General features: G+C 60.9%; 20 protein-coding genes. 18 read left to right on the top strand and 2 right to left on the bottom strand.

All coding sequences use genetic code 11. The features are described from left to right. The first annotated feature begins 357 nt into the window (after window positions 1-357). The 17 genes from ACIP8I_RS21010 (at window position 358) to ACIP8I_RS20930 (ending at window position 19,571) form a co-directional block, all read left to right on the top strand. Window positions 358-483 (top strand): hypothetical protein, encoded by a 126-nt coding sequence (locus tag ACIP8I_RS21010; protein ID WP_256198919.1) that lies wholly within the window; start codon window positions 358-360, stop codon window positions 481-483. After that, window positions 480-3,419, top strand: coding sequence for a bifunctional [glutamate--ammonia ligase]-adenylyl-L-tyrosine phosphorylase/[glutamate--ammonia-ligase] adenylyltransferase (gene glnE, locus ACIP8I_RS21005; RefSeq protein ID WP_400763582.1), 2,940 nt, complete (start codon window positions 480-482; stop codon window positions 3,417-3,419). The genes ACIP8I_RS21010 and glnE overlap by 4 nt, the downstream gene beginning before the upstream one ends. A 295-nt stretch (window positions 3,420-3,714) precedes the next feature. Next, window positions 3,715-4,749 (top strand): lipopolysaccharide heptosyltransferase II, encoded by a 1,035-nt coding sequence (waaF, locus tag ACIP8I_RS21000; RefSeq protein WP_400763580.1) that lies wholly within the window; start codon window positions 3,715-3,717, stop codon window positions 4,747-4,749. A 1-nt stretch (window position 4,750) separates the two neighbouring features. Continuing rightward, a complete protein-coding gene (gene waaC / locus ACIP8I_RS20995; RefSeq protein ID WP_400763577.1) occupies window positions 4,751-5,812 on the top strand; it encodes a lipopolysaccharide heptosyltransferase I in 1,062 nt (353 codons plus the stop codon). Beyond that, window positions 5,812-6,933: a glycosyltransferase family 4 protein gene (locus tag ACIP8I_RS20990; protein WP_085701065.1), complete on the top strand. Its 1,122-nt coding sequence runs from the start codon at window positions 5,812-5,814 to the stop codon at window positions 6,931-6,933. Before waaC ends, ACIP8I_RS20990 begins: the two co-directional genes overlap by 1 nt. Then, the gene (rfaP, locus tag ACIP8I_RS20985; protein WP_400763574.1) at window positions 6,934-7,740 is read left to right on the top strand and encodes a lipopolysaccharide core heptose(I) kinase RfaP; all 807 of its coding nucleotides are present in this window, start codon (window positions 6,934-6,936) and stop codon (window positions 7,738-7,740) included. After that, a complete protein-coding gene (locus ACIP8I_RS20980; RefSeq protein WP_400763571.1) occupies window positions 7,740-8,474 on the top strand; it encodes a lipopolysaccharide kinase InaA family protein in 735 nt (244 codons plus the stop codon). Before rfaP ends, ACIP8I_RS20980 begins: the two co-directional genes overlap by 1 nt. Further along, on the top strand, window positions 8,471-9,223 hold the full coding sequence (locus ACIP8I_RS20975; protein WP_400763568.1) for a lipopolysaccharide kinase InaA family protein: 753 nt from the start codon (window positions 8,471-8,473) through the stop codon (window positions 9,221-9,223). Before ACIP8I_RS20980 ends, ACIP8I_RS20975 begins: the two co-directional genes overlap by 4 nt. After that, window positions 9,223-10,674 carry a lipopolysaccharide kinase InaA family protein gene (locus tag ACIP8I_RS20970; protein WP_400763565.1) on the top strand — a complete coding sequence of 484 codons (1,452 nt, stop codon included), beginning with the start codon at window positions 9,223-9,225 and terminating at the stop codon, window positions 10,672-10,674. Before ACIP8I_RS20975 ends, ACIP8I_RS20970 begins: the two co-directional genes overlap by 1 nt. A gap of 213 nt (window positions 10,675-10,887) precedes the next feature. Continuing rightward, window positions 10,888-11,223, top strand: a complete 336-nt coding sequence (locus tag ACIP8I_RS20965) for a YceK/YidQ family lipoprotein (RefSeq protein WP_400763562.1) — start codon at window positions 10,888-10,890, stop codon at window positions 11,221-11,223. Between the two features lie 5 nt (window positions 11,224-11,228). Continuing rightward, a complete protein-coding gene (locus tag ACIP8I_RS20960) occupies window positions 11,229-12,083 on the top strand; it encodes a DUF3800 domain-containing protein (RefSeq protein ID WP_400763559.1) in 855 nt (284 codons plus the stop codon). A gap of 225 nt (window positions 12,084-12,308) precedes the next feature. After that, a complete protein-coding gene (locus tag ACIP8I_RS20955) occupies window positions 12,309-14,066 on the top strand; it encodes a carbamoyltransferase (RefSeq protein WP_007967355.1) in 1,758 nt (585 codons plus the stop codon). Beyond that, window positions 14,050-15,180: a glycosyltransferase gene (locus ACIP8I_RS20950; protein WP_027611372.1), complete on the top strand. Its 1,131-nt coding sequence runs from the start codon at window positions 14,050-14,052 to the stop codon at window positions 15,178-15,180. Before ACIP8I_RS20955 ends, ACIP8I_RS20950 begins: the two co-directional genes overlap by 17 nt. After that, window positions 15,180-16,076 carry an antimicrobial resistance protein Mig-14 gene (locus ACIP8I_RS20945; protein WP_367082758.1) on the top strand — a complete coding sequence of 299 codons (897 nt, stop codon included), beginning with the start codon at window positions 15,180-15,182 and terminating at the stop codon, window positions 16,074-16,076. The genes ACIP8I_RS20950 and ACIP8I_RS20945 overlap by 1 nt, the downstream gene beginning before the upstream one ends. Before the next feature lie 8 nt (window positions 16,077-16,084). After that, window positions 16,085-17,521 (top strand): PIG-L deacetylase family protein, encoded by a 1,437-nt coding sequence (locus ACIP8I_RS20940; protein ID WP_400763556.1) that lies wholly within the window; start codon window positions 16,085-16,087, stop codon window positions 17,519-17,521. Next, on the top strand, window positions 17,518-18,672 hold the full coding sequence (locus tag ACIP8I_RS20935) for a glycosyltransferase family 4 protein (RefSeq protein WP_400763554.1): 1,155 nt from the start codon (window positions 17,518-17,520) through the stop codon (window positions 18,670-18,672). Before ACIP8I_RS20940 ends, ACIP8I_RS20935 begins: the two co-directional genes overlap by 4 nt. Further along, a complete protein-coding gene (locus ACIP8I_RS20930) occupies window positions 18,669-19,571 on the top strand; it encodes a glycosyltransferase (protein WP_400763552.1) in 903 nt (300 codons plus the stop codon). Before ACIP8I_RS20935 ends, ACIP8I_RS20930 begins: the two co-directional genes overlap by 4 nt. A gap of 18 nt (window positions 19,572-19,589) precedes the next feature. On the opposite strand, the gene ACIP8I_RS20925 is transcribed toward ACIP8I_RS20930, so the two are convergent. After that, a complete protein-coding gene (locus ACIP8I_RS20925) occupies window positions 19,590-20,807 on the bottom strand; it encodes an acyltransferase family protein (protein ID WP_400763550.1) in 1,218 nt (405 codons plus the stop codon). Then, window positions 20,807-22,669, bottom strand: coding sequence for an O-antigen ligase family protein (locus ACIP8I_RS20920; RefSeq protein WP_400763548.1), 1,863 nt, complete (start codon window positions 22,667-22,669; stop codon window positions 20,807-20,809). The genes ACIP8I_RS20925 and ACIP8I_RS20920 overlap by 1 nt, the downstream gene beginning before the upstream one ends. Window positions 22,670-22,822: 153 nt before the next feature. Between ACIP8I_RS20920 and msbA the strand changes: the two genes are divergently transcribed. Then, on the top strand, window positions 22,823-24,625 hold the full coding sequence (msbA, locus tag ACIP8I_RS20915) for a lipid A export permease/ATP-binding protein MsbA (protein ID WP_007967369.1): 1,803 nt from the start codon (window positions 22,823-22,825) through the stop codon (window positions 24,623-24,625). Window positions 24,626-24,630: the final 5 nt, after the last annotated feature.

The raw sequence follows: 24,630 nt of genomic DNA, 5'->3' as shown, positions 1-24,630 counted from the left end.
AAAAAAAAGTCAACAACCTATAACAAAACAAAGACGAAAACACATTCCATACACTACACACATACCATCTATAAGAAAGGAACGAGGTCTTGCATGGCTTGCTCCAGGGCGGAAAGGCTTCCAGAATCGGTTGCCTGAGTTTGCGACTGGCCTTGTGGGCAGACGATTTAAAATTCTTGGATTGCCGACAGGTTGTTTCGGCGGCGTGTAGTTTTACTACAAATCTTTGAGCATTTCAGCCTTTCGCCTGTATAGACGAGTAGTAAAACTACAGAGGAAAGGCTTGTGGCCTCCGACTGCGTTGTGAGAATAATCGTTAAGGTTGGTCGATTACCATCCGAAAAAGGTGAAAGTTTGATGCTGGATGCCAAAGAAGAAGAAATTTCAGCTATTTCTAACTTTTGTTCGACAGTCCTTCGCGTAGCGGGTTTTCATCAAACACTACAAGCGGCCATTTACACGCCGATCAAGGATAGACCATGACCCTGCCCGTGCTTGCCGAACTCCCCGCCATTCTCTTGCCGTTGGTCACTCGATCCGAGCAGTCGTTCCGTACGGCCGTCGCCGCGCTGGAAGACGATCTCGGCTTCTCGAACTGGACGCCGGAACGCTGGGCGCAATTCGCCCGCGTCAGTGCCGCCAGCGATTTCGTCATTGAACAGAGCGTTCGTGACCCTTTGATGTTGCTGTCGCTGGTGCAGTCTGGTGAACTCGACCGGCCGTTCGCGCCAGGAGAGCTGTGCGCGCAGATTGCCGCCGCCGTGAACACCGCGCAAAGCGAAGACGAACTCGGTCGCGTCCTGCGCCGCCAGCGCGCCCGCCATCAAGTGCGGATCATCTGGCGTGACCTCAACCGTCAGGCCGATCTGGTGCAGACCTGCCGCGACCTTTCCGACATGGCCGACGCCACCATCGACCAGGCCTACCAATGGCTGTACAGCCGCCATTGCCAGCAATTCGGCACACCGACCGGCCGGCGCAGCGGTTTGCCGCAGCAGATGGTCATTCTCGGCATGGGCAAGCTCGGCGCGGTCGAGCTGAACCTGTCTTCGGATATCGACCTGATCTTCGCCTACCCCGAGGGCGGCGAAACCGTCGGCGTGAAACGCGCGCTGGATAATCAGGAATTCTTCATTCGTCTCGGTCAGCGCCTGATCAAGGCCCTCGATCCGATGACCGTCGATGGCTTCGTGTTCCGCGTCGACATGCGCCTGCGTCCGTACGGTTCATCCGGCGCGCTGGTGCTGAGCTTCAATGCACTGGAGCAGTATTACCAGGATCAGGGCCGCGACTGGGAACGCTACGCGATGATCAAGGCGCGGGTGGTGGCCGGTGATCAAGCGGCGGGCGCACAGTTGCTCGACATGCTGCGCCCGTTCGTTTACCGGCGTTATCTGGACTTCTCGGCGATCGAAGCGCTGCGCACCATGAAGCAGTTGATCCAGCAGGAGGTGCGGCGCAAGGGCATGGCCGACAATATCAAGCTCGGCTCCGGAGGGATTCGCGAGGTCGAGTTCATCGCTCAGGCCTTCCAGTTGATCCACGGCGGGCGCGACCTCAGCCTGCAGCAGCGTCCTCTATTAAAGGTGCTGAGCACGCTGGAAGGGCAGGGTTATCTGCCGCCGGCGGTGATCAGCGAGCTGCGCGAAGGTTACGAATTCCTGCGTTACACCGAGCACGCGATCCAGGCGATTGCCGATCGCCAGACCCAGATGTTGCCGGACAGCGCTCAGGATCAGGCACGGATCGCGTTCATGCTCGGTTTCGCCGATTGGGACGCCTTCCACGAAAAACTGATGTTCTGGCGCGGCCGGGTGGCCTGGCACTTCGCGCAGGTGATCGCCGATCCCGATGAAGAAGAGGGCGCCGACTGCGAAGTGGTGGTGGGCGGTGAATGGTTGCCGCTGTGGGAAGAGGAGCAGGATGAAGAGGCCGCTTGCCGACAGCTCGAAGAGGGCGGCTTTGCTGATGCGACCAAGGCCCTGAAGGCGCTGGCCGGTTTGCGTGGCAGCCCGCAATTGCGCGCGATGCAGCGGCTGGGTCGCGAGCGTCTCGATGCGTTTATTCCGCGCCTGCTGGCGCAGGCGGTGGAGCATGACAACCCGGATCTGGTGCTGGAGCGGGTGCTGCCACTGGTCGAAGCCGTGGCCCGACGTTCGGCTTATTTAGTGTTGCTGACGGAAAACCCCGGCGCCCTGCGGCGCTTGCTGACGCTGTGTGCGGCCAGTCCGTGGATTGCCGAACAGATCACCCGTTTCCCGCTGCTGCTCGACGAGTTGCTCAATGAAGGCCGGCTGTTCAAGCCGCCACTGGCCCCGGAACTCGCCGCCGAGCTGCGCGAGCGCCTGACGCGGATCCCTGAAGACGACCTCGAACAGCAGATGGAAGCCCTGCGTCATTTCAAACTGGCGCACCGCTTGCGCGTTGCCGCCTCGGAAATCGCCGGCAGCCTGCCGTTGATGAAAGTCAGCGATTACCTGACCTGGCTCGCCGAAGCGATTCTCGAACAAGTGCTGGCCCTTGCCTGGCGTCAGACAGTGGCCAAGTACGGCACGCCGCTGCGCACCGATGGCAGTTTGTGCGATCCCGGCTTCATCATTGTCGGTTATGGCAAAGTCGGCGGGCTGGAACTGGGGCATGGTTCGGACCTGGACTTGGTGTTCATCCATGACGGTGATCCGCAGGCGGAAACCGACGGGCCGAAGCCGATCGATGGCGCGCAGTTCTTCACCCGGCTGGGGCAGCGGATCATTCACTTGCTGACGGCGCAGACCAACTCCGGTCAGCTGTATGAAGTGGATATGCGTTTGCGCCCGTCCGGCGCGTCGGGGCTGTTGGTCAGTTCGCTCGGGGCGTTTGAGCGCTATCAGGAAAATGAAGCCTGGACCTGGGAACATCAGGCCCTGGTGCGGGCGCGGGTGCTGGTGGGCAGTCAGGATGTCGGTCAGGCCTTCGAGAAAGTCCGCGCGCAGGTTTTGGGCAAGGCGCGGGATCTGGCGAAGCTGCAACAGGAAGTCAGCGAGATGCGCGCCAAGATGCGCGATAACCTCGGCAGCAAGAGCACGGCGGCCGGTACCGCGGCAAATGCCTTCGAGGCCACGGCGCCGTTCGACCTCAAGCAGGACGCCGGAGGTATCGTCGATATTGAATTTATGGTGCAATACGCGGCCCTGGCGTGGTCGCACAGCCACCCGCCATTGCTGCGCTGGACCGATAACATCCGCATTCTGGAAGAGCTGGAACACGAAGGGCTGATGCCTGCCGAAGACGCCAGCCTGTTGCGCGAGGCCTATAAAGCCTACCGCTCCGCCGCCCACCGGCAGGCCTTGCAGAAGGATGCCGGGGTGATTGCAGGCGACCAGTTTGTCGAGGAGCGCCGGCAGGTATTGCGGATCTGGAAAGAGTTGGGGCTAAGCTGATTCATCGAGCATGGAGGCTAGCCCTTGTGGCGAGGGAGCTTGCTCCCGCTCGGCTGCGAAGCAGTCGTCAGTCAGGCGGCGCGGTGTGTCAGGTATAAAGTGATGTGACGTTTGGGGGCTGCTACGCAGCCCAGCGGGAGCAAGCTCCCTCGCCACAGAGGTTTATGCTGAATGTACGAATTGATCTGACGAGTCCTTACCGGCTCGTCCAAATGACCCTCCAGCCAGTGCTGGTGGGTGCTGGATTCTCGAGGCGGGGAGGCATTGGCCTCCCCGGTTCGTTTATGGAAACCACATGAATATTCTGATCGTTGGGCCCAGTTGGGTCGGTGACATGGTGATGGCGCAGACACTGTTTCAGTGTCTCAAGCAGCGCCACCCGCAATGCGAAATCGACGTGCTGGCCCCCGAGTGGAGCCGGCCGATCCTTGAGCGCATGCCCGAAGTGCGCAAGGCCTTGAGCTTCCCGCTCGGCCATGGCGCACTGGAATTGGCCACTCGCCGGCGAATCGGCAAGTCCCTGGCCGGCCAGTACGATCAGGCGATCCTGCTGCCGAACTCACTGAAGTCGGCGCTGGTGCCGTTCTTCGCCGGCATCAAGCAACGCACCGGCTGGCGTGGCGAATTCCGCTACGGTCTGCTCAATGACGTGCGCACGCTGGATAAAGAACGTTATCCGCTGATGATCGAGCGCTTCATGGCGCTGGCTTACGAGCCGAACACCGAGCTGCCGAAACCGTATCCGCGTCCGAGCCTGCAAATTGATCCGGTGACCCGCGAAGCGGCGCTGGCCAAGTTCGGCCTGACCCTCGACCGCCCGGTGTTGGCCCTGTGCCCCGGCGCCGAGTTCGGCGAATCCAAGCGCTGGCCGTCCGAGCATTACGCCAAGGTTGCCGAAGCGCGGATTCGCGAAGGCTGGCAGGTGTGGCTGTTCGGCTCGAAGAACGATCACGCGGTGGGCGAAGACATTCGTGCACGGCTGATTCCCGGCCTGCGTGAAGAATCGGTCAACCTCAGCGGCGGCACCTCGCTGGCCGAGGCCATTGACCTTATGTCCTGTGCCGACTCGGTGGTGTCCAACGACTCCGGCCTGATGCACGTTGCGGCGGCGCTGAACCGTCCGCTGGTGGCGGTCTATGGCTCGACTTCGCCGGGCTTCACTCCGCCGCTGGCCGAGCACGTCGAAATCGTTCGTTTGGGACTCGATTGCAGCCCGTGCTTCGACCGTACCTGCCGGTTCGGCCATTACAACTGCCTGCGCCAGCTGATGCCGGACGCGGTCAACGATGCCTTGCAGAAACTGCAGGGCTCCGTGGTCGAGGTTCATTAAGTTGCGGGTATTGCTGATCAAGACTTCATCGCTGGGCGACGTGATTCACGCGTTGCCGGCGCTGACCGACGCGGCCCGGGCCATCCCCGGAATCAAGTTCGACTGGGTGGTGGAAGAAGGCTTCGCCGAGATTCCGACCTGGCACCCGGCCGTCGGCAAGGTGATTCCGGTGGCGATCCGCCGCTGGCGCAAGAACCTCTGGCAGACGATCAAGAGCGGCGAGTGGAAGCGCTTCAAGCAGTCCGTTCGGGCGAACAAATATGACCTGGTGATCGACGCCCAGGGCCTGCTGAAAAGCGCCTGGCTGACGCGTTACGTCAAAGCCCCAGTGGCCGGCCTCGACAAAGGCTCGGCGCGTGAGCCGATCGCCGCGCGTTTCTACGACCGCAAACTGGCGGTGGCCCGCGGGCAGCATGCGGTGGAGCGAGTGCGTCAACTGTTCGCCATCGCTCTCGGTTATGACCTGCCCAAAGGGCTGGGCGACTACGGCCTCAACGTCGAGCGTCTGGTGGAATTGCCGCGCAAGAGCGCTTTCGTGGTGTTCCTGCACGGCACCACGTGGGACACCAAGCACTGGCCGGAAGCCTACTGGCGCGAGCTGACCGAGCGCGTCGGCTATCTGGGCGTCGGGGTCAAACTGCCGTGGGGCAACCCGCAGGAGAAGGCCCGCGCCGAGCGTATCGCCGCTGGTTTCAAGCACGCCGAAGTGTTGCCGAAGCTGAACCTGGCCGGGGTCGGCAAAGTGCTGGCCGGCGCCCAGGCCTGCGTGGCGGTGGACACCGGTCTCGGCCATCTGGCCGCCGCGCTGGATGTGCCGACGATTTCCCTGTTCGGCCCGACCAATCCGGGCCTGACCGGCGCCTACGGCAAGGTGCAGATTCACATGGCCAGTGATTTCCCCTGCGCCCCGTGCCTGCAAAAGAAATGTACGTATCAACCGACCGCGCAGGATGCCCGTCAGTTTGACCTGAAACGCGAGCAGCCTCTGTGCTTCACGCGTGTAAACCCCGAGCGTGTCGCCAGCCGTCTGAGCACGTTGTTAATGGCTGAGGAGCTGCGCTGATGCAATTGGCTTTTGTCCTGTACAAATACTTCCCGTTCGGCGGCTTGCAGCGCGACTTCATGCGTATCGCCCTCGAATGCCAGAAGCGCGGCCATCAGATTCGCGTCTACACCCTGATCTGGGAAGGCGACGTGCCGCCCGGTTTCGAAGTGCTGGTGGCGCCGGTCAAGGCGTTCTTCAACCATCGGCGCAACGAAAAACTCAGCGCGTGGATGGAAGCGGATCTGGCCAAGCGCCCGGTGGATCGCCTGATCGGCTTCAACAAGATGCCGGGGCTGGACGTCTATTACGCTGCCGACGGCTGCTTTGAAGACAAGGCGCAGAACCTGCGCCATTCGCTGTACCGCCGCTGGGGCCGCTACCGGCACTTCGCCGAATACGAGCGCGCGGTGTTCGCCAAGGACGCGAAAACCGAAGTGCTGATGATTTCCGAAGTGCAGCAGCCGCTGTTCATCAAGCATTACGACACGCCGCTGGAGCGTTTCCACCTGCTGCCGCCGGGTATCGCCCAGGATCGTCGCCGGCCGGCGGATGCCGACGAGATTCGTGCCGGTTTCCGCGCCGAATTCAACCTCAAGGACGACGAACTGCTGCTGGTGCAGATCGGCTCCGGGTTCAAGACCAAGGGCGTCGATCGCAGCCTCAAGGCGCTGGCCGCACTGCCCGCCGAGCTGAAGAAGCGCACCCGGCTGTTTGTAATCGGCCAGGATGACCCCAAATTGTTCCAGATGCAGAGTGCGACTTTGGGCCTGGGCGACAACGTGACGTTCCTCAAGGGCCGCAGCGATATCCCGCGTTTCCTGCTCGGCGCCGATCTGCTGATCCACCCGGCGTACAACGAAAACACCGGCACCGTGCTGCTCGAAGCGCTGGTCGCCGGGTTGCCGGTGCTGGTCAGCGCGGTCTGCGGTTATGCCCATTACATTGCCGAGGCGGACGCCGGGCGTGTGCTGGACGAACCGTTCGATCAGGCGCAACTGACGCAATACCTGACTGACATGTTGAATGACGACGCTGCACGCGCGGCCTGGAGCCGCAATGGTCTGGCCTTCGCCGAAACGGCCGACCTCTACAGCATGCCGCAGCACGCGGCCGATGTGATTCTGGCGGAGCACGCTTAAATGAAGTTGATGCTGGCTGAACCGTTCAAGAGCCTTTGGGCCGGGCGCGACCCGTTCGCCGAAGTCGAAGGCTTGCAGGGCGAGGTCTATCGCGAGCTGGAAGCTCGACGCACGCTGCGCACGGAAGTCGACGGCAACGGTTTTTTCGTCAAGATCCACCGGGGCATCGGCTGGGGCGAGATCTTCAAGAACCTGCTGACCGCCAAGCTGCCGGTGCTTGGCGCAGGTCAGGAGTGGAAGGCAATCCAGCGGTTGCAGGAAGTCGGGGTGCCGACCATGACCGCCGTGGCTTACGGCGAGAAGGGCAGCAACCCGGCGGATCAGCATTCGTTCATCGTCACCGAAGAGCTGGCGCCGACCATCAGCCTCGAAGACTTCAGCATCGATTGGGTCAAGAACCCGCCGCAGCCGAAACTCAAGCACGCGCTGATCGCTGAAGTCGCGCGCATGACCGGCATGATGCACCGCGCCGGGGTCAACCACCGCGACTGCTACATCTGCCACTTCCTGCTGCACACCGACAAGCCGATCACCCCGGGCGATTTCAAGCTGTCGGTGATCGACCTGCACCGCGCCCAGACTCGCCAACGTATTACTCAACGCTGGCGCAACAAGGACCTGGCCGCGCTGTATTTCTCGGCGCTGGACATCGGTCTGACCCGACGCGACAAGCTGCGTTTCCTCAAAGGCTACTTCCAGCAGCCGCTACGGCAGATCCTCGCCGAAGAAGCGCCGTTGCTGAGCTGGCTCGAAGGCAAGGCCAACAAGCTTTATGCGCGCAAACAGCGTTACGGGGATGCGCTCTGATGGCGGGTTGGACGCTTGAACCGCAATACCGCGAACTGGCCGAAGATTTCGGCAGCCTCGAAGCGGTGTTTGCCCTGCAGGGCGAACGTCTGACCCGTGATCCGCTGTCCGAAGTCATCCGCGTGCAGCGCAACGGTGTGAATTACTACGTCAAACGCTACGTCGGCGCCGGTAAAGGCTTGCGCCGTTATCTGGGCAAGCCCCGGGTGAAGATGGAGTGGCAGAACCTCAAGCGCTTCGCCAAGTGGGGCATTCCCACCGCCGAAGTGGTGGCCTGGGGTCTGGAGCGACGTGGCGCGGCCTATGCCCGTGGCGCCATGATCACCCGCGAGCTGCCGCGCACCGAAGACCTCTCGGCGCTGGCCGAACGCAACGATCCGAAACTCAAGGATCGCGCCTGGGTCGATGGTGTCAGCCGGCAATTGGCCGCTTACACACGGATCATGCATGACCACCGTTTCACTCATAACGATCTGAAGTGGCGCAACCTGCTGATCGACGATCAGGCGCAGTTGTATTTCATCGACTGCCCGAACGGCGAATTCTGGCGCGGCTTCTGGCTCAAGTACCGGATCACCAAGGATCTGGCCTGTCTCGACAAGGTGGCCAAATATCACCTGTCGAATACCCAGCGCCTGCGCTTCTACCTGCAATACCGCGGACGTGATCGGCTCAATGCCGCCGACAAGAAACGGATTCGCCACGTAGTGAGATTTTTCGAGGGACGCGAATGACTGATTTCCTGGCCGTTGAAGACCGGGCGCTGCTTGAGCGTCATGGCCTCGGCACTTTCGATGCGCTCTGGGCCAAACAGCTCGAAGCCGTCGACGAACCGAACACCGATGGCGGTGGCTGGAGCAGCGTATTTCGCCTGGAGCTGGAAGGGCAGGCCTACTACCTCAAGCGCCAGAGCAACTACCTGACCCGCACCCTGCATGCGCCGTTCGGCGAGCCGAGTTTCGCCCGCGAGTTTCGTAACATCAGCCGCTACAACAAGTTGGGGATCCCGGCGCTGCAAGCGGCGTTCTTCGGTGAGCGCAAGGTCAAGGGCGACGTCCAGGCGATCCTGCTGACCCGTGCCCTCGACGGCTGGGATGATCTCGACTCGTTGCTGCAACGCTGGTCCGAGCTGAGCACCGCGCAGCAATCGGCCATTCTCAAGGCCTGTGGACAACTGGCGCGCCAGCTGCACGGCGTGCGTCAGGTACACGGCTGCTTTTATCCGAAACACATCTTTTTGCAGGCTGATGGCGACGCGTATAAGGCGCAGTTGATCGACCTGGAAAAGACCCGGCCCCTGCTGTTCGGCATGCGCGACCGGGTCAAGGACTTGGAGCCGCTGCTGCGTCGCGCGCCGGAATGGAGCGAGGCGCAATTGCGCGAGTTGCTCGCGGTCTATCTCGATCAGCCAGTCGATAGTTCGCTGGTCGACAGCTGGGTGACGCGCCTGACTGCACGACGCAGTCGCAAGGAGACCCGTTGATGCGCTTGTCGGAGCTGAAAAACGCCGGACGTGCGCCGAGTCTGCCGCTGACGATCAGCCTGGCCGACGCGGCCGGTCCTGCGGATTTGCAGTTGTTGAGCTTGCTGCGGGTGCTGCCGGGGCAGCGCTATGTCGGTGCCGGGGTCTGGCGCGGGCGGCCGGTGCTGGCCAAATTGCTGGTGGGCAGTAAGGCTGCGCGGCATTTTCAGCGCGAACTGGCGGGCGTCAAGTTGCTCGCCGAACAAGGTCTGACCACGCCGCTGTTGTTGGCTGATGGCCTGAAGGATGGCGAGGGCGGCTGGCTGCTGTTCGAGTTCCTCGAAGGTGCTGAAAGCCTCGGTGATGCCTGGCAGAAAGTCGAATCACTGCCGGTGCTGGCGGACGAGCAATCGGCGGTGCTCGCCGAGGCCCTGGGTGCGATCGGTCAACTGCATGGCAAAGGCCTGTGGCAGGAAGATCTGCACCTGGACAACCTGCTGCGCCAGGGCGGTCAGCTGTACCTGATCGATGGCGCCGGGATCTGCGCCGAGACCGCTGGCCAGCCGTTGTCGCGGCAGAAAGTGCTGGAAAACCTCGGGGTGTTTTTCGCCCAGTTGCCCAAGTCACTGGAGCCGTTCACCGAAGAATTGCTGGTGTATTACCTGCTGAGCAACAGCGAGCACGCGTTGCCGCTGGAAGCGTTGCAGAAGCAGATCGCCAAGGTGCGCGCCTGGCGGCTGAAGGATTACCTGATCAAGGTGGGCCGCGAGTGCACGTTGTTCAGTGTGCAGCGCGGTGCGTTTGGCTTGCGGGCGATCCGTCGCGAGGAAGAAGCGGCGATGCTGCCGGTACTGGAGCAGGCCGACGCGCTGCTCGATCAGGGCCATCTGTACAAGACCGGCGGCGCGGCGAGCGTCGGCAAGGTCGAAGTGGCCGGGCGCATGCTGGTGATCAAGCGCTACAACATCAAAGGCTTTGCGCACTGGCTCAAGCGCTTCTGGCGCCCGAGCCGCGCCTGGCATTCATGGCGCGAAGGCAATCGCCTGGCGTTCCTCGGCATCGCTACGCCGAAGCCGCTGGCGGTGCTGGAAAAGCGCTTTTTGTGGCTACGCAGCCGCGCCTATCTGGTGACCGAGTTCCTGCCGGGGCCGGACATCATCGAGCGCTTTGCGCCGTATGTTGAAAGCGGTGCGGCGCCGGAATCCGAGTTGTTGGCGCTGGATCAATTGTTTGCACGATTGATTGCCGAGCGCATTAGCCATGGCGACTTCAAGGGGCATAACCTGTTCTGGCAGGAAGATCGCTGGGCGCTGATCGATCTGGATTCGATGTGCCAGCACGGCTCTGTCGGAAGTTTCGCACCGGCCTATGCGCGGGATCGGGCACGGTTCATGCGCAACTGGCCCGAGAGCAGCGCGCTGTATCAGGTGATCGATCAGCGGTTGCCCAAGGACATCTCCAGCGCGGCCTGAGCCGCCTTCGCCAGCAGGCTGGCTCCCACATGGAAATGCATTCCCTTGTAGGAGTGAGCCTGCTCGCGATAGGGCGTTCAAGCCCCAAAAAACTCCCGTTGAGCAATAGCGGACAAACTCCACTGACTTGTCCTACAGCTTCTCCAGAAGCCATGAACTGTGCCCGCTCCAGCCCCGGTGCTAGCTTGCCCTGACCACTTTGGAGGGCAAGACTTGACCATCAAAAACGCCGTAACACTCAGCACCTGCGCCTGGCTTTTATCCGGCTGCGGCACCGCCGCCTCGTTCCTGCAAATGGACGCCGACGTCGCCCGCGACATGCGCAAACAGAAGACCTACTGCCAGTCGATTCCGCGGATCTACAGTGGTCTGGCATTCGATTTCTGCGTACTCAATGCCCCTCCTGACCCTACCGGCGTGCTGCTGCCATTTGTGCTGCTGGACCTGCCATTGTCCGGGGTGCTGGATACGGTGGTGTTGCCGTATACGATTTATCAACAGGTCGTGGATGGCAATATCGGCATCTATTGGCGAACAGATCGCGGGTAACTGTTTTGCAATTTTCTCTGTTTGAAAACCAGAGCGAGTCGCAAGCGATTGTTGAAGCGGCAGCGCTCTTGTATCCGTCCGGGAGATACAGTGACTACATCGTCTATGTTGATGAAAGCGGTGATCACGGGATGCAGAAGCTGGATCCCTATTACCCGATATTCGTGCTCGCTTTTTGCGTCTTTCACAAAAGGCATTACTGCGAAAAGGTCATTCCGGCTGTCCAGAAATTCAAGTTCAACCATATGGGGCACGATCTGATCGTGCTGCATGAGCTGGAGATTCGAAAAGAAAAAGGAGCGTTCTCCAGCCTGTTCACTTCGAGAGTGCACAAGCATGCCTTTCTCGACGAATTGACCGGCATTATCGAGGCCATCAATTTTGTCCTGATCAGTTGCGTTATCGACAAGGCCTTGCTGCGCGAAAAGCAGGCATCTGCGGACAACCCCTACCACTTGGCTCTCGGCTTCTGTCTGGAAACGCTGCATGAGTTTTTGCAGGAAAAGCATCAACATAAAGTGTTAACGCATGTGATTTTCGAGCGGCGAGGCAAGCGAGAGGATAACGAGCTTGAGCTGGAGTTTCGCAGGGTTTGTGGCGGGTCTAACCGATTGGGGGTTCAACTGCCGTTTGACATCGTCTTCGCCACAAAACAAGTCAATTCCACCGGATTGCAGCTGGCTGATCTTGTTGCAAGGCCGATCGGCATGAGTGTTTTGAGGGCGGGTCAGGAAAATCGCGCGTTTGATGTGCTCAGGCGCAAGTTCTATTGCAGCGGTGGGCGGAATAAAGTTGGGAAAGGTTTCGAGAACTGGGGGTTGAAGGTTTTCCCTCCCCCAGAAAGCGAAAAGCCCCGGTGATCTCACCGAGGCATTAGCGCCGACCGGGATCCCCCAGCCCATTTGCGCGGAAGTCTATGTTGAGAGGCTCGGGAGTGTCAACGCAAAGGCCGGCCAGTTCCGCTAGAGGCTTGTCGGCGCTTTTACGCTATAATCCCGCCCTTTAGCTGTCTCTCGCCCGGTGCGAGGGCACATCAATTTTCGAGGCGCATCGCGCCTGAATGCAGACTAAAGAGGCTAGACCCTGTGGCATTGACGATTCTTGGCCTGTCCGGCGCCCTTAGCCATGACCCTTCAGCCGCCTTGTACATCGACGGCAAGCTGGTGGCGGCGGCTGAAGAAGAGCGCTTCGTCCGCGATAAGCATGCAAAGAACCGCATGCCCTACGAATCGGCGAAGTTCTGCCTGGAACAGGCCGGTATCAAGCCGTCCGACGTTGACGTGGTGGCGATTCCGTTCGCCCCGATCAGCCTGTTCGGCAAGGCCCGCTGGCACTATGCCAAGCGTTACTGGTACGCACCGGATCGCGCCCTCGATGCGATCCTGATGGGCAACCGTCGCTACAAGCGCTATCGCAACAAGATCGTCTGGTGCCTGGAGCAACTGGGTTTTGATCCGAAGAAGATCAAGATCGAGCCGGTCGAGCACCACCTCGCTCACGCCTCCAGCGCCTACCACTGCTCGGGTTTCAAAGAGAAAACCGCGATCCTCGGCATCGACGGCAAGGGCGAGTACGCCACGACTTTCTTCGGTTATGGCGAAAACGGCAAGATCCACAAGATCAAGGAATTCTTCGATCCCGACTCTCTCGGCGGCCTGTATGGCGCGATCACCGAGTTCCTCGGTTTCGAGATGCTCGACGGCGAGTTCAAGGTCATGGGCATGGCGCCGTACGGCGACGCCAGCAAATACGATTTCTCGCGTCTGGCCTCGTTCGAGAACGGCGAGTTGGTGATCAACACCGACTACGCCAACGTGATCGGCCTGCGTCGCTATAAAGAGAAGGGCAAAGGCTTCTACTTCTCGCCGAAGCTGATCGAGTGGCTGGGTCCGAAGCGTGAAGGCGATATCGCCGACGAACCGTACATCCACTACGCCGCGAGCATGCAAGCGCTGTTCGAGAAACTGGCGTTGCAGATGATCGACTACTACCTGGGCGATGTGCTCAAGGAAACCGGCAAGCTGGCCTTCGCCGGTGGCTGCGCGTTGAACGTCAAGCTGAACCAGAAAATCATCGCCCGCGATGACATCAAGGAACTGTTCGTGCAACCGGCGTCCGGCGATGCCGGCACCGCGGTCGGCGCAGCGGCCTATGTGTCCCACGCCCGTGGCGTGCCGGTCGAGAAGATGGAACACGTCTACCTCGGCCCGTCGTACAGCAACGAAGACGTGATCGCCGCGTGCGCCCGTCACGAGAACAAGCCGACCTGGCGCAAGCTCGACAACATGCCGGAGCAGATCGCCAAAATCATGGTCGATGGCAACCCGGTGGCCTGGTTCCAGGGCCGCATGGAGTTCGGTCCGCGTGCACTGGGCGGTCGTTCGATCATCGGTTGCCCGAGCGTGGCCGGTGTGGCTGACCGGATTAACCACCAGATCAAGTTCCGCGAGCGCTGGAGGCCTTTCTGCCCGTCGATGCTCGACACCGTTGCACCGCAGATGATCAAGATCGATCACCCGGCACCGTTCATGACCTTCACTTTCGAAGTGGCGGAAGAGTGGAAGACCCGCGTGCCGGAAGTCGTCCACGAAGACGGTACATCCCGTGCCCAGGTGCTGAAGCGCGAATACAACCCGCGCTACTACGACATGATGAAGGCGCTGGAAAACCTCACCGGCAACGGCGTGTCGCTGAACACCTCGCTGAACCGTCGTGGTGAACCGATGATCTGCTCGCCGACCGACGCCCTGAACATGTTCTTCGGCTCCGATCTGCAGTACCTGATCATGGAAGACATTCTGGTGGTCAAAGAGGGCGCAAACGCTTATGACTCGCTCGGCTGAACGCCATGTGCTGCAGTTCTGTCACGGCTATGACGGGCCGTTCCTCGACTGCGCACGGCAGTACGCCAGCCTGTTCGCGGGCACCGGTTATCGGGTGACCACGGTCTTTCTGACCGGGGCCGCCGACAGCGAGGTGGCCGCAGCGTGTGCTTCCGATGAAGTGTTGTTCATGGAATACAGCTCCAAGGCCATTCGTGGCCTGAAGCTGGGCGCCATCGGCGATCTGCGCAAGATCGCCGCTTCACGCAATTTCAGTTTCTGCATCGCCCATCGCTTCAAGCCGATCTACATCGCCTTGCTCGGCACGTCGCTGCCGGTGATTGGCGTGCACCACGCGTTTGACGATTACAAACGCGGCACGCGCAAGCTGTTCGCGCACATTTTCCGCAAGCGTCTGAGTCTGCTCGGCGTCTCCGACGCGGTGCGCGACGACATGCGGCGCTGTCTGCCGAAATGGCCGTCGACCCGCATCCAGACCTTGTACAACCGCATCGATGTGCCGGCCTTGCAGGCCAGTCAGGTGTCGGCCCGCGAGGCCCGCGAGACCCTGGGTCTGGCGGCGGATGCGTTCATTGTCGGCAACGTCGGACGGCTGCACCCGGACAAGGATCAGGCCACCTTGCTGCACGGTTTTGCCGCGGCGTTACCCGGTCTGCCGGGCAACAGCCAACTGGTGATTCTCGGCAAGGGCCGTCTGGAGCAGGACCTCAAGGAGCTGGCCCGGGAACTGGGCATCGGTGACCGGGTGCTGTTTCTCGGTCAGGTGCCGGACGCGCGCAATTACTTCCGCGCCTTCGATGTATTTGCCCTGAGCTCCGATCACGAACCGTTCGGCATGGTGCTGCTCGAAGCCATGGCCGCTGGCGTGCCGTTGCTCGCCACGGCCTGTGGCGGGGCCAAGGAAGTGGTCGAAGGTGTAGGGATTCTGTTCCCGCTGGGCGATGCCGAACACCTTGCACAAGGCCTGCAACATTTGGCCGGTATGGATGATCAGCAACGCCGGCAGTGCGCCGAGCTGATGCTCGATCGCCTGCGTGAGCGTTTCTCCGACCGTGCGGTGCGCGACACCTTCTGGCGTCTGCCGCAAGTTACCGATCTGGCACCGAGGGGCTGATGCTCAACCGATTTCAAGGCTGGCGCGAACGTGGCTGGTCGCCCGTTGACGCCTCCACCTATGCCACCGCCTGGCAGCGTTTTGGCGGCAGCGTCGCGACGCATCCGATGGTGGTCGAACGTCTGGCGGATCTGGCCGGCATCCCGGTGCGTTATCTGGCATGGGAACAGGACGGCGAAGTCAAAGCGGCGATCCCGACCTGGGGCCGCGATCTGGCATTGTCCAAAGACGTGCTCAAGCGCAATGGCAAGAAAGGCCTGTTCGACCTCGGCAATGCCGAGCTGATCCTGCCGGCCGCCGCCGATGCCCAGGCCCCGCTGCGTCATCGCGCACGCTATCTGTCGGCGCTCAACGAAAACCGCTTCAGCGGCCTCAAGTTGCAGACCGAACAACTGGCCATGGCCCGCACCCCCGAAGAGCTGTCGAAGAAGTTTCGCTATAACCAGCGCCGCGAATTGCGCCTGCTGGAAGAGGCGGGTGGCGTGGTGCGTGCAGTCGGCGAGTTCTCCAGCGCCGAACTGGCGGCGATCTACTGTGATCTGTTCCAGCGCCGCTGGGGCTTCCCGGCCACCGGCGCGGCGCGCATGGCCGAAGTCATCGAGCTGCTGCGCGAACTGCTGATCGGCTCGGTGATCTTCCTCAACGACGCGCCGATCGCCATCCAGTTGGTGTACCGCGTCGAAGCGCCGGAGTGGATCAGCGTCGAGTACATCAACGGCGGCGTCGATCCCGAAACCCGCGAATTCAGCCCCGGTAGCGTGTTGAGCTTCCTCAATACGCAAAGCGCCTGGGAGCATGCGCGGGCGCTGAACAAGCCGCTGCGGTTTTCCTTCGGTCGCGCCGACCGTGAATACAAGGATCGCTGGTGCAATCCTGTGCCGGTGTTCACCGTATGAGTCAGCCCATGAGCCGCAAACAGCAACTGCTCAAGCGTCATCGTCGCAATAAACGCATCACCTTGCTGATCGCCCTGATCGTATTGATCGCGCTTGGTGTGCTGGTCGCGTGGTGGTTACCGCTGGTGCTCGCGCTGGTCGGCTGGGTCGCCCACGAGGCGTGGTTTGCCGATCATTTGTTCTATTCGCCGAAAGACGATTACCAGTACAGTTTTCCACCGTTTACACCGCAGCCGAAGGTGCATTTGAGCGGCGAGCAATTGCGTCTGGATGACGGCGTGATGCTGGTCGACGAAGCGACGTTGATCCTCGCGGTAAAAGTCAAAAGCACTTGGCTGGGACGCTTTTTCGATCCGCGCGTCGAACTGCTCGGCGGGGCGCATCCGGATGCGCAAACCTTCGAGCGCGGGGTCAGTGGCCTGCGTTACCTGAACCTCAGCGGTCAGGCGCAAGCTCTGTCGCAAGGCCAGTTGCGCTTGCGCGGGCGCTTCTGCCGAGTCTCCGGCGAGCCGCTGCTGTGGGCGCTGGAGCAACCGGACTACCGCCGTCAGCGGGTGATGGTGATTGCACCGCACGCCGACGATGCCGAACTGGCGGCGTATGGCTTGTACAGTCAGGCCGATGACGCCTGGATCGTCACCCTGACCGCTGGCGAGATCGAAGCCGAACATTATCAGCAGATGGGCATGAGCAAGGTCGAGGCGGCGCGGCTCAAAGGCCGTCTGCGTGCCTGGGACAGCCTTACCGTGCCGCGTTGGGCCGGTGTGCCGCAGGAACACTGCGTACAACTCGGTTACTTCTGCCTGCAACTGGCGGCGATGCAGGCCGCGCCGAATCAGGCGGTGGGCTCGCGCGAAGCCGACCTGAACGACACGCGTCTGTTTCGTCAGTTGAATCCGTTCACTCTGCCGGGCGATGCCGATGGTGCGCCGACCTGGAACAACCTGCTGGCCGACCTGCGTGAAGTGCTGCTGCGCGCCCGTCCGGAGGTGATCGTGCTGCCGCACCCGACCCTCGATCCGCACCCTGACCATATCTGCGCCCAGCAAGCGGTTTTGCAGGCGCTCCAGGGTCTCGATTGGCAGCCGACGCTGCTCGGTTATGCCAACCATTTGCATGACAACGACCGCTGGCCGATGGGCAACACCGGGCAGGGCATTGCCTTGCCGCCGGCCTTCGATGCGGCGGTGCCGATGCAGCCGCTGTGCCTGCCGCTGTCGATCGAGTTGCAACGAGACAAGGCCATGGCGCTGGGCATGATGCATGACCTGCAGCCGCCGGCACCGTTCAAGCGGCGCCTGCGCCGGATTATCCAGCGTGTGCTGGCCGGGCGGGCCGCGTCGGTGTACGGCGAGAACGAGTTTTTTCGAAAAGCGGTCAGACGCCAGGAATTGCTCTGGCTATTGAAGCACGGTGAGACAGGCGTCCAGCGGGGAGAGTCATGAGTCAACGGTTCAAGGTGTTGCAGCTGCAACCCGACTACAACGTCAAAGCCCATGATTTCGCCGACCTCGCCGAGCAGATCGTCAAGGCCTTGCCGAGCGATCGCTATGAGATCACTGCGGCTTTCCTGCGCGGCAAACCGGGGCCGGGCGAGCCGGTGAGCCGGGCCGATCACTCGGTGTACTTCGAGTTTTCCGACAAGTCGCTCAAGGGCATGCGCCTGCGGGCGATGTGGCAGCTGTACAAGTTCTGCCGCCGGGAAAAGTTCGACGTGGTGATCTGCAACCGCTTCAAACCAGTGAACATGATGCTGGCGCTCAACCGCTGGTTGAAGGTGCCGCTGTGCATTGGCATCTCCCACGGTTTCGGTGAGTACGATCGCTTCTACCGCCGTCGTCAGGCCCAGCGTCTGATCGATCGGCACTGGCGGTTCGTCGGTGTGTCGCCAGCGGTCAAACAATACCTGCTCGATTGCGATTGCGGCTTCACCGACCAGAACACCTATGCCATTACCAATGCCATCGATATCGAGCAGGCGGAAGGCTTGCAGCACAGTCGTGAGAAAGCGCGCGAGCTGTTGGGCATTGACTCGAATGTGCGCTTGATTGGCGCGCTGGGGCGATTGGTGTCGGTCAAGGGCCACACCTACCTGTTGCAGGCGTTCGCCCAACTCAAGGACAAGTACCCGAATACGCAGTTGGCGATCATTGGCGCCGGGCGTTTGCAGGCGCCGCTGGCAGCCGAGATCGAGCAACTGGGTTTGAGCGGCCGTGCGCACCTGCTGGGTTTCAAGGAAAACGCGCTGCAGTACGTGCGTGCGTTCGACATCTGGACCATGCCGTCGCTGGCCGAGGGCCTGGGCCTGGCGTTGCTCGAAGGCATGAGCGGCCATTTGCCGGTGATCGCTTCGAACGTGCCGGCGATGTTGCCGCTGATCGAAGGTGCCGGTGGTCTGGCGATCACGCCCAAGGACGTGCCGAGTCTGGTCGCCGCGCTGGATAACTATCTCGCGCTGTCGGACGACGAACTCAAGGCCAAGGGCGAGCAGGCGTATCGCTATCTGCAGGAACAGCACGACATCGAGGTGTTCCGTCAGGAATACCTGGACCTGATCGACTCTGGCCTGGAGCAGGCCCGCAAGGAGCAGCCGTGAGCGAAGAGAAAGCCGTGAGCGAAGCCAACGCCCTCGTCACCGTCATCATCGCCTCGTACAACCACGGCCTGTACATTGAGGAAAGCATCCTCAGCGTCCTCAACCAGAGCTACAAGAACATCGAGTTGCTGGTGGTCGATGACGGTTCGAAGGACGACAGCGTCGAGCGCATCAACGCGCTGCAGGCGCAGTACGGCTTCGATTTCCGTGTGCAGCAGAATCAGGGCCTGACCAATACCCTCAACGGCGCTATCGCCCGTTCGAAGGGCAGCCTGATTGTGCCGTTCGGCTCCGACGACATCATGTATCCCGAACGTATTGCCACCCAGGTGGCGTATATGGACGGCAAGCCTGAAGTCGGGATCTGTGCCGGCAATATCGAGCTGATGCACGCCGACGGCAGTCTTTACCCGGAGAAACGTCAGCGCCGCGACGTGCCGTTCCGTCGTCTGGATTTCGACGACATGTTCCTCGAGCGCAAGCCGTATCCGCCGGCGCCGACGCTGATGATTCGTCGCGAGGCGCTGGAGAAGGTGGGAGGGTTCGATCCGACGATTCGTCTTGAAGACCTGTACATCGAGCTCAAGGTGACCCGTGCTGGCTACTTCATCGACGGTTTGAACATGGTGATGGCGCGCTACCGCAAGCACGCCACCAACTCGTACAAGAATCACCGCTTCATGATCGAGAACATCCTGCGCACCTATGCGCTGTTCAGCGATCATCCGCTGTACGACGAAGTGCGCTTCAAGGCGCTGAACTCGATGTTCCTCAAGACCGCCAATCGCAATCGCAAGCTGGCAAGGGAGCTGCTGGCGCAGATCCCGTTCAAGGCCTGGAACAAGAAGACCTGGCGCGGACTGGGGCGTTTGCTCTTTTCCCCACTGGAAAAGGACTGAGCCGACAGTCGCTCGCGCTCAGCGAGCGACCTTCTCCGGCAGGCGCTTTTCGCCCTTCTGACGCTGGCGCAGCCAATGCACAACCTTCTTGCCGGCAGCCATGCCCGGCTGCTCGATATAGAGGAACGTCGCGCTGCTGATCAGAATCAGCAAGCACGTGCAGACGGCCACCAGGGGCAGGTACACCGCCGTTTCCCGCGCATCGATATCCAGCAGCAGCGGCAGCCGTTGCACCATCAGCCACAGCACGAAACCGTGCAGTAGGTAGGTGCTGTAGCTGATCTCGCCGAGCCAGCGAATACTGCGTGGTTTCAGCGCGCCGAACAGATTATTGCCGGACGCCACGATCACGAAAAACAGTCCCAGCAGAAACAGCGGTGCTGTCTTGAATGCCCGACTGAACGCGGTGAATGCAATCACCAGCGCGAGCACGGCGATGATGCTCGCCAGACGCGACTGGCTCCACGCCACGAGCGCCGGTCGGCGAATCCAGTAGGCGGCAGCGATGCCACCGAGGAAACTCGCCAGAAAGTGTTTTTTCAGTGAATGCTCCCAGCCGATGACCTGGTACAGCGCGTAGATGCCGATCAGGCACAGCACCACCTGCAACCAGTTGCCGCGGTAGATGAACACCAGCCCGGCGAGTGGCAGCGCCAGGTAGAAAAACACCTCATAGGCCAGCGTCCACGTGACGTTGGATATCAGCATGCCGGAGTGACGGTACTGGTTGATGTCCGGCCGGTCGAACGTCAGCCAGGCGAGAACCTGCTTGAACAGTTCCAGACCGGGTTCTTTCAGTTGCCAGTCCTGCAAGTGGAAGACCGACACGAACACCAGCACCATCAACGGCAGGTACAGCGGATACAGGCGGAAAACCCGTGATACGCCGAACGCCAGCCAGTCGTGGTTGCGGCCTTGCGCGAGCAAGCGGCTCCAGAACAGAAATCCGGTGATCATGAAGAACAGCGCCACGCTGCCCTGACCGAGCATCGAATAGAAATTGCTCGGGGGGAAATCGATCACACCGGTGCGCAGGAAAATCCAGGTGATGATCGAGTGGTGCACGAATACGCCAAACGCCAGATAGCCGCGCAGGCCGTCGATGCTGGCATAGCGGCTTTCACCGGAATGCTGCAGATACCGGGCTATTTTCGGTACCGCGCGCAACAGCAGGGCCGAAGTCACGATGGCCAGCAGATAGGCGGCCAGTGCAAATAGAGGATTGGTTTCGTTCATCATTGAACCCGGGCCGGGGCGTTGCCGGCCAGCACTTGCCTGTGCAGATTTTCAACCGCGGATTTGGACGCCGTCACGGCGTATCCCTGGAGCAACGCTTCGAGGTGATCCTCGAATAACCAGCGTTTGTCGACAGTGTAACGTTGCATATGACGCAAATTGCGTTGGCGCAGGGAAAGACTGAGCGGGGTAGGGTAGATACGCAGGTCGGCCAGATCGATCAAACCGAACTCGCCGTCTTCCAGTACCAGTACGTTACCCAGGTGCAGCGAGCGGAAATAAACGCCTTTCTCGTGCAGTTGCGCCATGAATTTGCCGAAACGCTCCACCAGCGCCTGGCGCACTGCCGGGGCAGTAATGCTTTGCAGCACCTGACGCAGCGTGTGCCCCGGTAGCGGGGCGTAATGCACGGCGCTGCTGCCATCGTCGAGACGGTAAAGATTCAATATTTGCGGGGTCGGAATGCCCATCTGGCGCAGCTGTTCGCTGTTGACCGCGAAACGTTCGGAGTAGGGATTGAAGCTGCCGGAGGTGTACCAGCGGCGACGGCGGAACAGCTTGAGGAAGCTGCCGTCGGTCAGGCGCAAGACTTTCGGGCCGAGGCCGTCTTCTTCAATGATCTGGGCCGCGCTGCTCATGTGCTCCAGGTCAGCGGTCGCCAGCTTTTGCACCGGCTGGGTCAACAGGCGCCGCGCGCGTTGATTGATGCTCAACGCTGCGATCAGTGCCAGCGGGATCCACAACAGGAACCAGTGCTCCTTGGGCCGCGAGATGATTCCGCCGCCCTCGGTCAGCCCGGCCCCGATACCGAATACCAGCCAGGTCGAGGCAATGATCAGCAGTGGCTGCACACGCTGACGCCAACTGCTCAGCAGGCCCCACAGCAGGAAGAACAACCAGGGCAGCAAGCCGATGATGCCGACGTAATACAGCACGCCCAGGATAAAGCTGTGCGGTTCCTGAAAGCTGACGCCATTACCGGGGTCCACGGCAAGGGTGGCGCTGTAGCCATGACCGATCCATGGATGATCGGCAATCATGTGCAGTACCTTCTGCCAGATTTCCAGGCGATAGGAGTCGCCACGTTCGGTGATCATCTGCGAAAACAGGGCAATGACTGTTACGCCGCTCAGGGACAGCGCGATCAGTAACCCCACCGAGCGCCGGTTCCAGCAAATGAAGCACAGCCATATCGCAGCCATGGTCAGTGCCACCAGCGGTGTCCGGGAACCGGTGCCGATCACGGCCATGAACATGATTGCCATCGCCGGCACGCTGAGCCACATCATCTGGCGACGCTTGCAGGTCATGGTCACGCTCAGCCAGTAGGCACTGAAGAACCCGAACAGGTGCGAGCTGAGCAGCGGATTGTCGAAGGCGCCGCCGCCGATCAGGCGCATCCCCGGCTCATAAACCCGGGCGAACATGAACAGGAAAACGCCGGTAGCAATCAGCGCGACCAATGCGGCGCCGAACAGCAAAGGTTGCAGGATGTCGCTGCGGTAGCGCACCAGCAGGTAGCAGCCGGCAAACAGCAGCAAGGTATGCAGTGGCGGCTTGAACATTCCACCGAGCGGCTCACCGCCCGGCCCCCAGGCGAGGCTGAGCAACGCCCAGGCGGCGAACAGCAGGGCCGCGATGAAAATCGGCTCGCGCAGCAGCTCCTTGAGTTCGCGCGGGCGCAGGCACAGCGCGATCAGTGTCGGAATGCTGAACAGGCCATAGAACAACTTGTGATGCAGACTTCGACCCGGCAAGAAGAACAGCGCGCACAGGAGCAGGAAATAACCGGTGGGAAGAATCCACAGGCTAATGAAATCGAAAATCCGATTGGACGTACTGCTGAAGCCGCGAAGTTGCATGCTGTGAGATTCATTCCTGAGGTTGATCGACCATTCGAGTGATGGCTATTTGATGCAGAAGAGGTGCATAACAATAACAGCCTTTCGCCGATTGCCAGAACCCTGAAGAAGCTGTGCTAAAGTCAGCGTCCTTTTTATCGACTTTCGCGTGATATGACCGATTCCAGTCCCGCCGCAAGCCCATCGAGCTTGAAAATCTACTTCCGCCTGCTCGGCTATGTCCGGCCGTACATCAGTCTGTTCCTGATCAGCATCGTCGGCTTTCTGATTTTTGCCTCGACTCAGCCAATGCTCGGCTACATCCTCAAGTACTTTGTCGATGGCCTGTCCAACCCTGAGGCGGTGCTGTTTCCCTCCGTGCCGTACCTGCGCGACCTGCAACTGCTGCAGGCCGTACCGTTGCTGATCATTCTGATCGCCGCGTGGCAGGGGCTGGGCTCCTATCTGGGCAACTACTTCCTGGCCAAGGTTTCCCTCGGGCTGGTGCATGACTTGCGCGTGCAGCTGTTCAACAACCTGCTGGTACTGCCTAACCGCTATTTCGACAAGCATAACTCCGGTCATCTGATTTCGCGTATCACCTTCAACGTGACCATGGTCACGGGGGCGGCAACAGATGCGATCAAGGTCGTAATCCGTGAAGGCATGACGGTGATCTTCCTGTTTGCCTCGTTGCTGTTCATGAACTGGAAGCTGACCCTGGTGATGGTGGCGATCCTGCCGCTGATCGCCGTAATGGTGCGCACCGCCAGCAAGAAATTCCGCAAGCAGAGCAAGAAGATCCAGCTGGCGATGGGCGATGTCACGCATGTCGCCTCGGAAACCATCCAGGGTTATCGCGTGGTGCGCAGCTTCGGTGGCGAGGCCTATGAAGAGAAGCGCTTCCTCGATGCCAGCCAGGGAAACACCGACAAGCAACTGCGCATGACCCGTACCGGTGCGATCTACACGCCGATGCTGCAACTGGTGATTTACACCGCCATGGCCGTGCTGATGTTCCTGGTGCTGTACCTGCGCGGTGACGCCTCGGCCGGTGACATGGTCGCCTACATCACCCTGGCGGGCCTGCTGCCCAAGCCGATCCGTCAATTGTCCGAAGTCAGCTCGACCATTCAGAAAGGCGTGGCCGGTGCCGAGAGCATTTTCGAGCAACTGGATGTCGAGCCGGAAGTCGATACCGGCACCGTCGAGCGCGATGCGGTGAGCGGTCGTCTGGATGTGCGCAACCTCAGCTTCACCTACCCTGGCACCGAACGTCAGGTACTCGACGACATCAGCTTCTCGGTCCAGCCGGGGCAGATGGTCGCACTGGTCGGGCGTTCGGGCAGCGGCAAGTCGACGCTGGCCAACCTGATTCCGCGTTTCTATCACCACGACAAGGGCGAAATTCTCATCGACGACGTGGAAGTCGAGCAGTACAAGCTGCTCAACCTGCGTCGTCACATCGCCCAGGTGACCCAACACGTCACCCTGTTCAGCGATACCGTGGCCAACAACATCGCTTATGGCGATCTGGCCGGTGCGCCGCGTGAAGACATTGAAAAAGCCGCGCGTGATGCCTACGCGATGGACTTCATTTCGCAACTGCCGCAAGGCCTGGACACTCAGGTCGGCGAGAACGGCGTATTGCTTTCCGGTGGCCAGCGCCAGCGTCTGGCGATTGCCCGTGCGCTGCTGAAGAATGCGCCGCTGCTGATTCTCGACGAGGCCACCTCGGCACTCGACACCGAATCCGAACGGCACATTCAGGCGGCACTGGATCAGGTGATGAAGGGGCGTACCACGCTGGTGATCGCTCACCGTCTGTCGACCATCGAGAAGGCCGATCTGATTCTGGTCATGGATCAGGGGCGTATCGTCGAGCGCGGCACCCACGACCAGTTGCTGGCGCAAAATGGTTACTACGCGCGCCTCAACGCCATGGGCCTGGATGCCCCGGCCGAAAATATCGCCTGATTCCA

It is taken from the genome of Pseudomonas sp. NPDC088414, from assembly GCF_044753325.1.
GTDB lineage: Bacteria > Pseudomonadota > Gammaproteobacteria > Pseudomonadales > Pseudomonadaceae > Aquipseudomonas.
The sequence above is the reverse complement of the archived record's forward strand: the minus strand, read 5'-3'. Positions and strand labels throughout refer to the sequence as shown.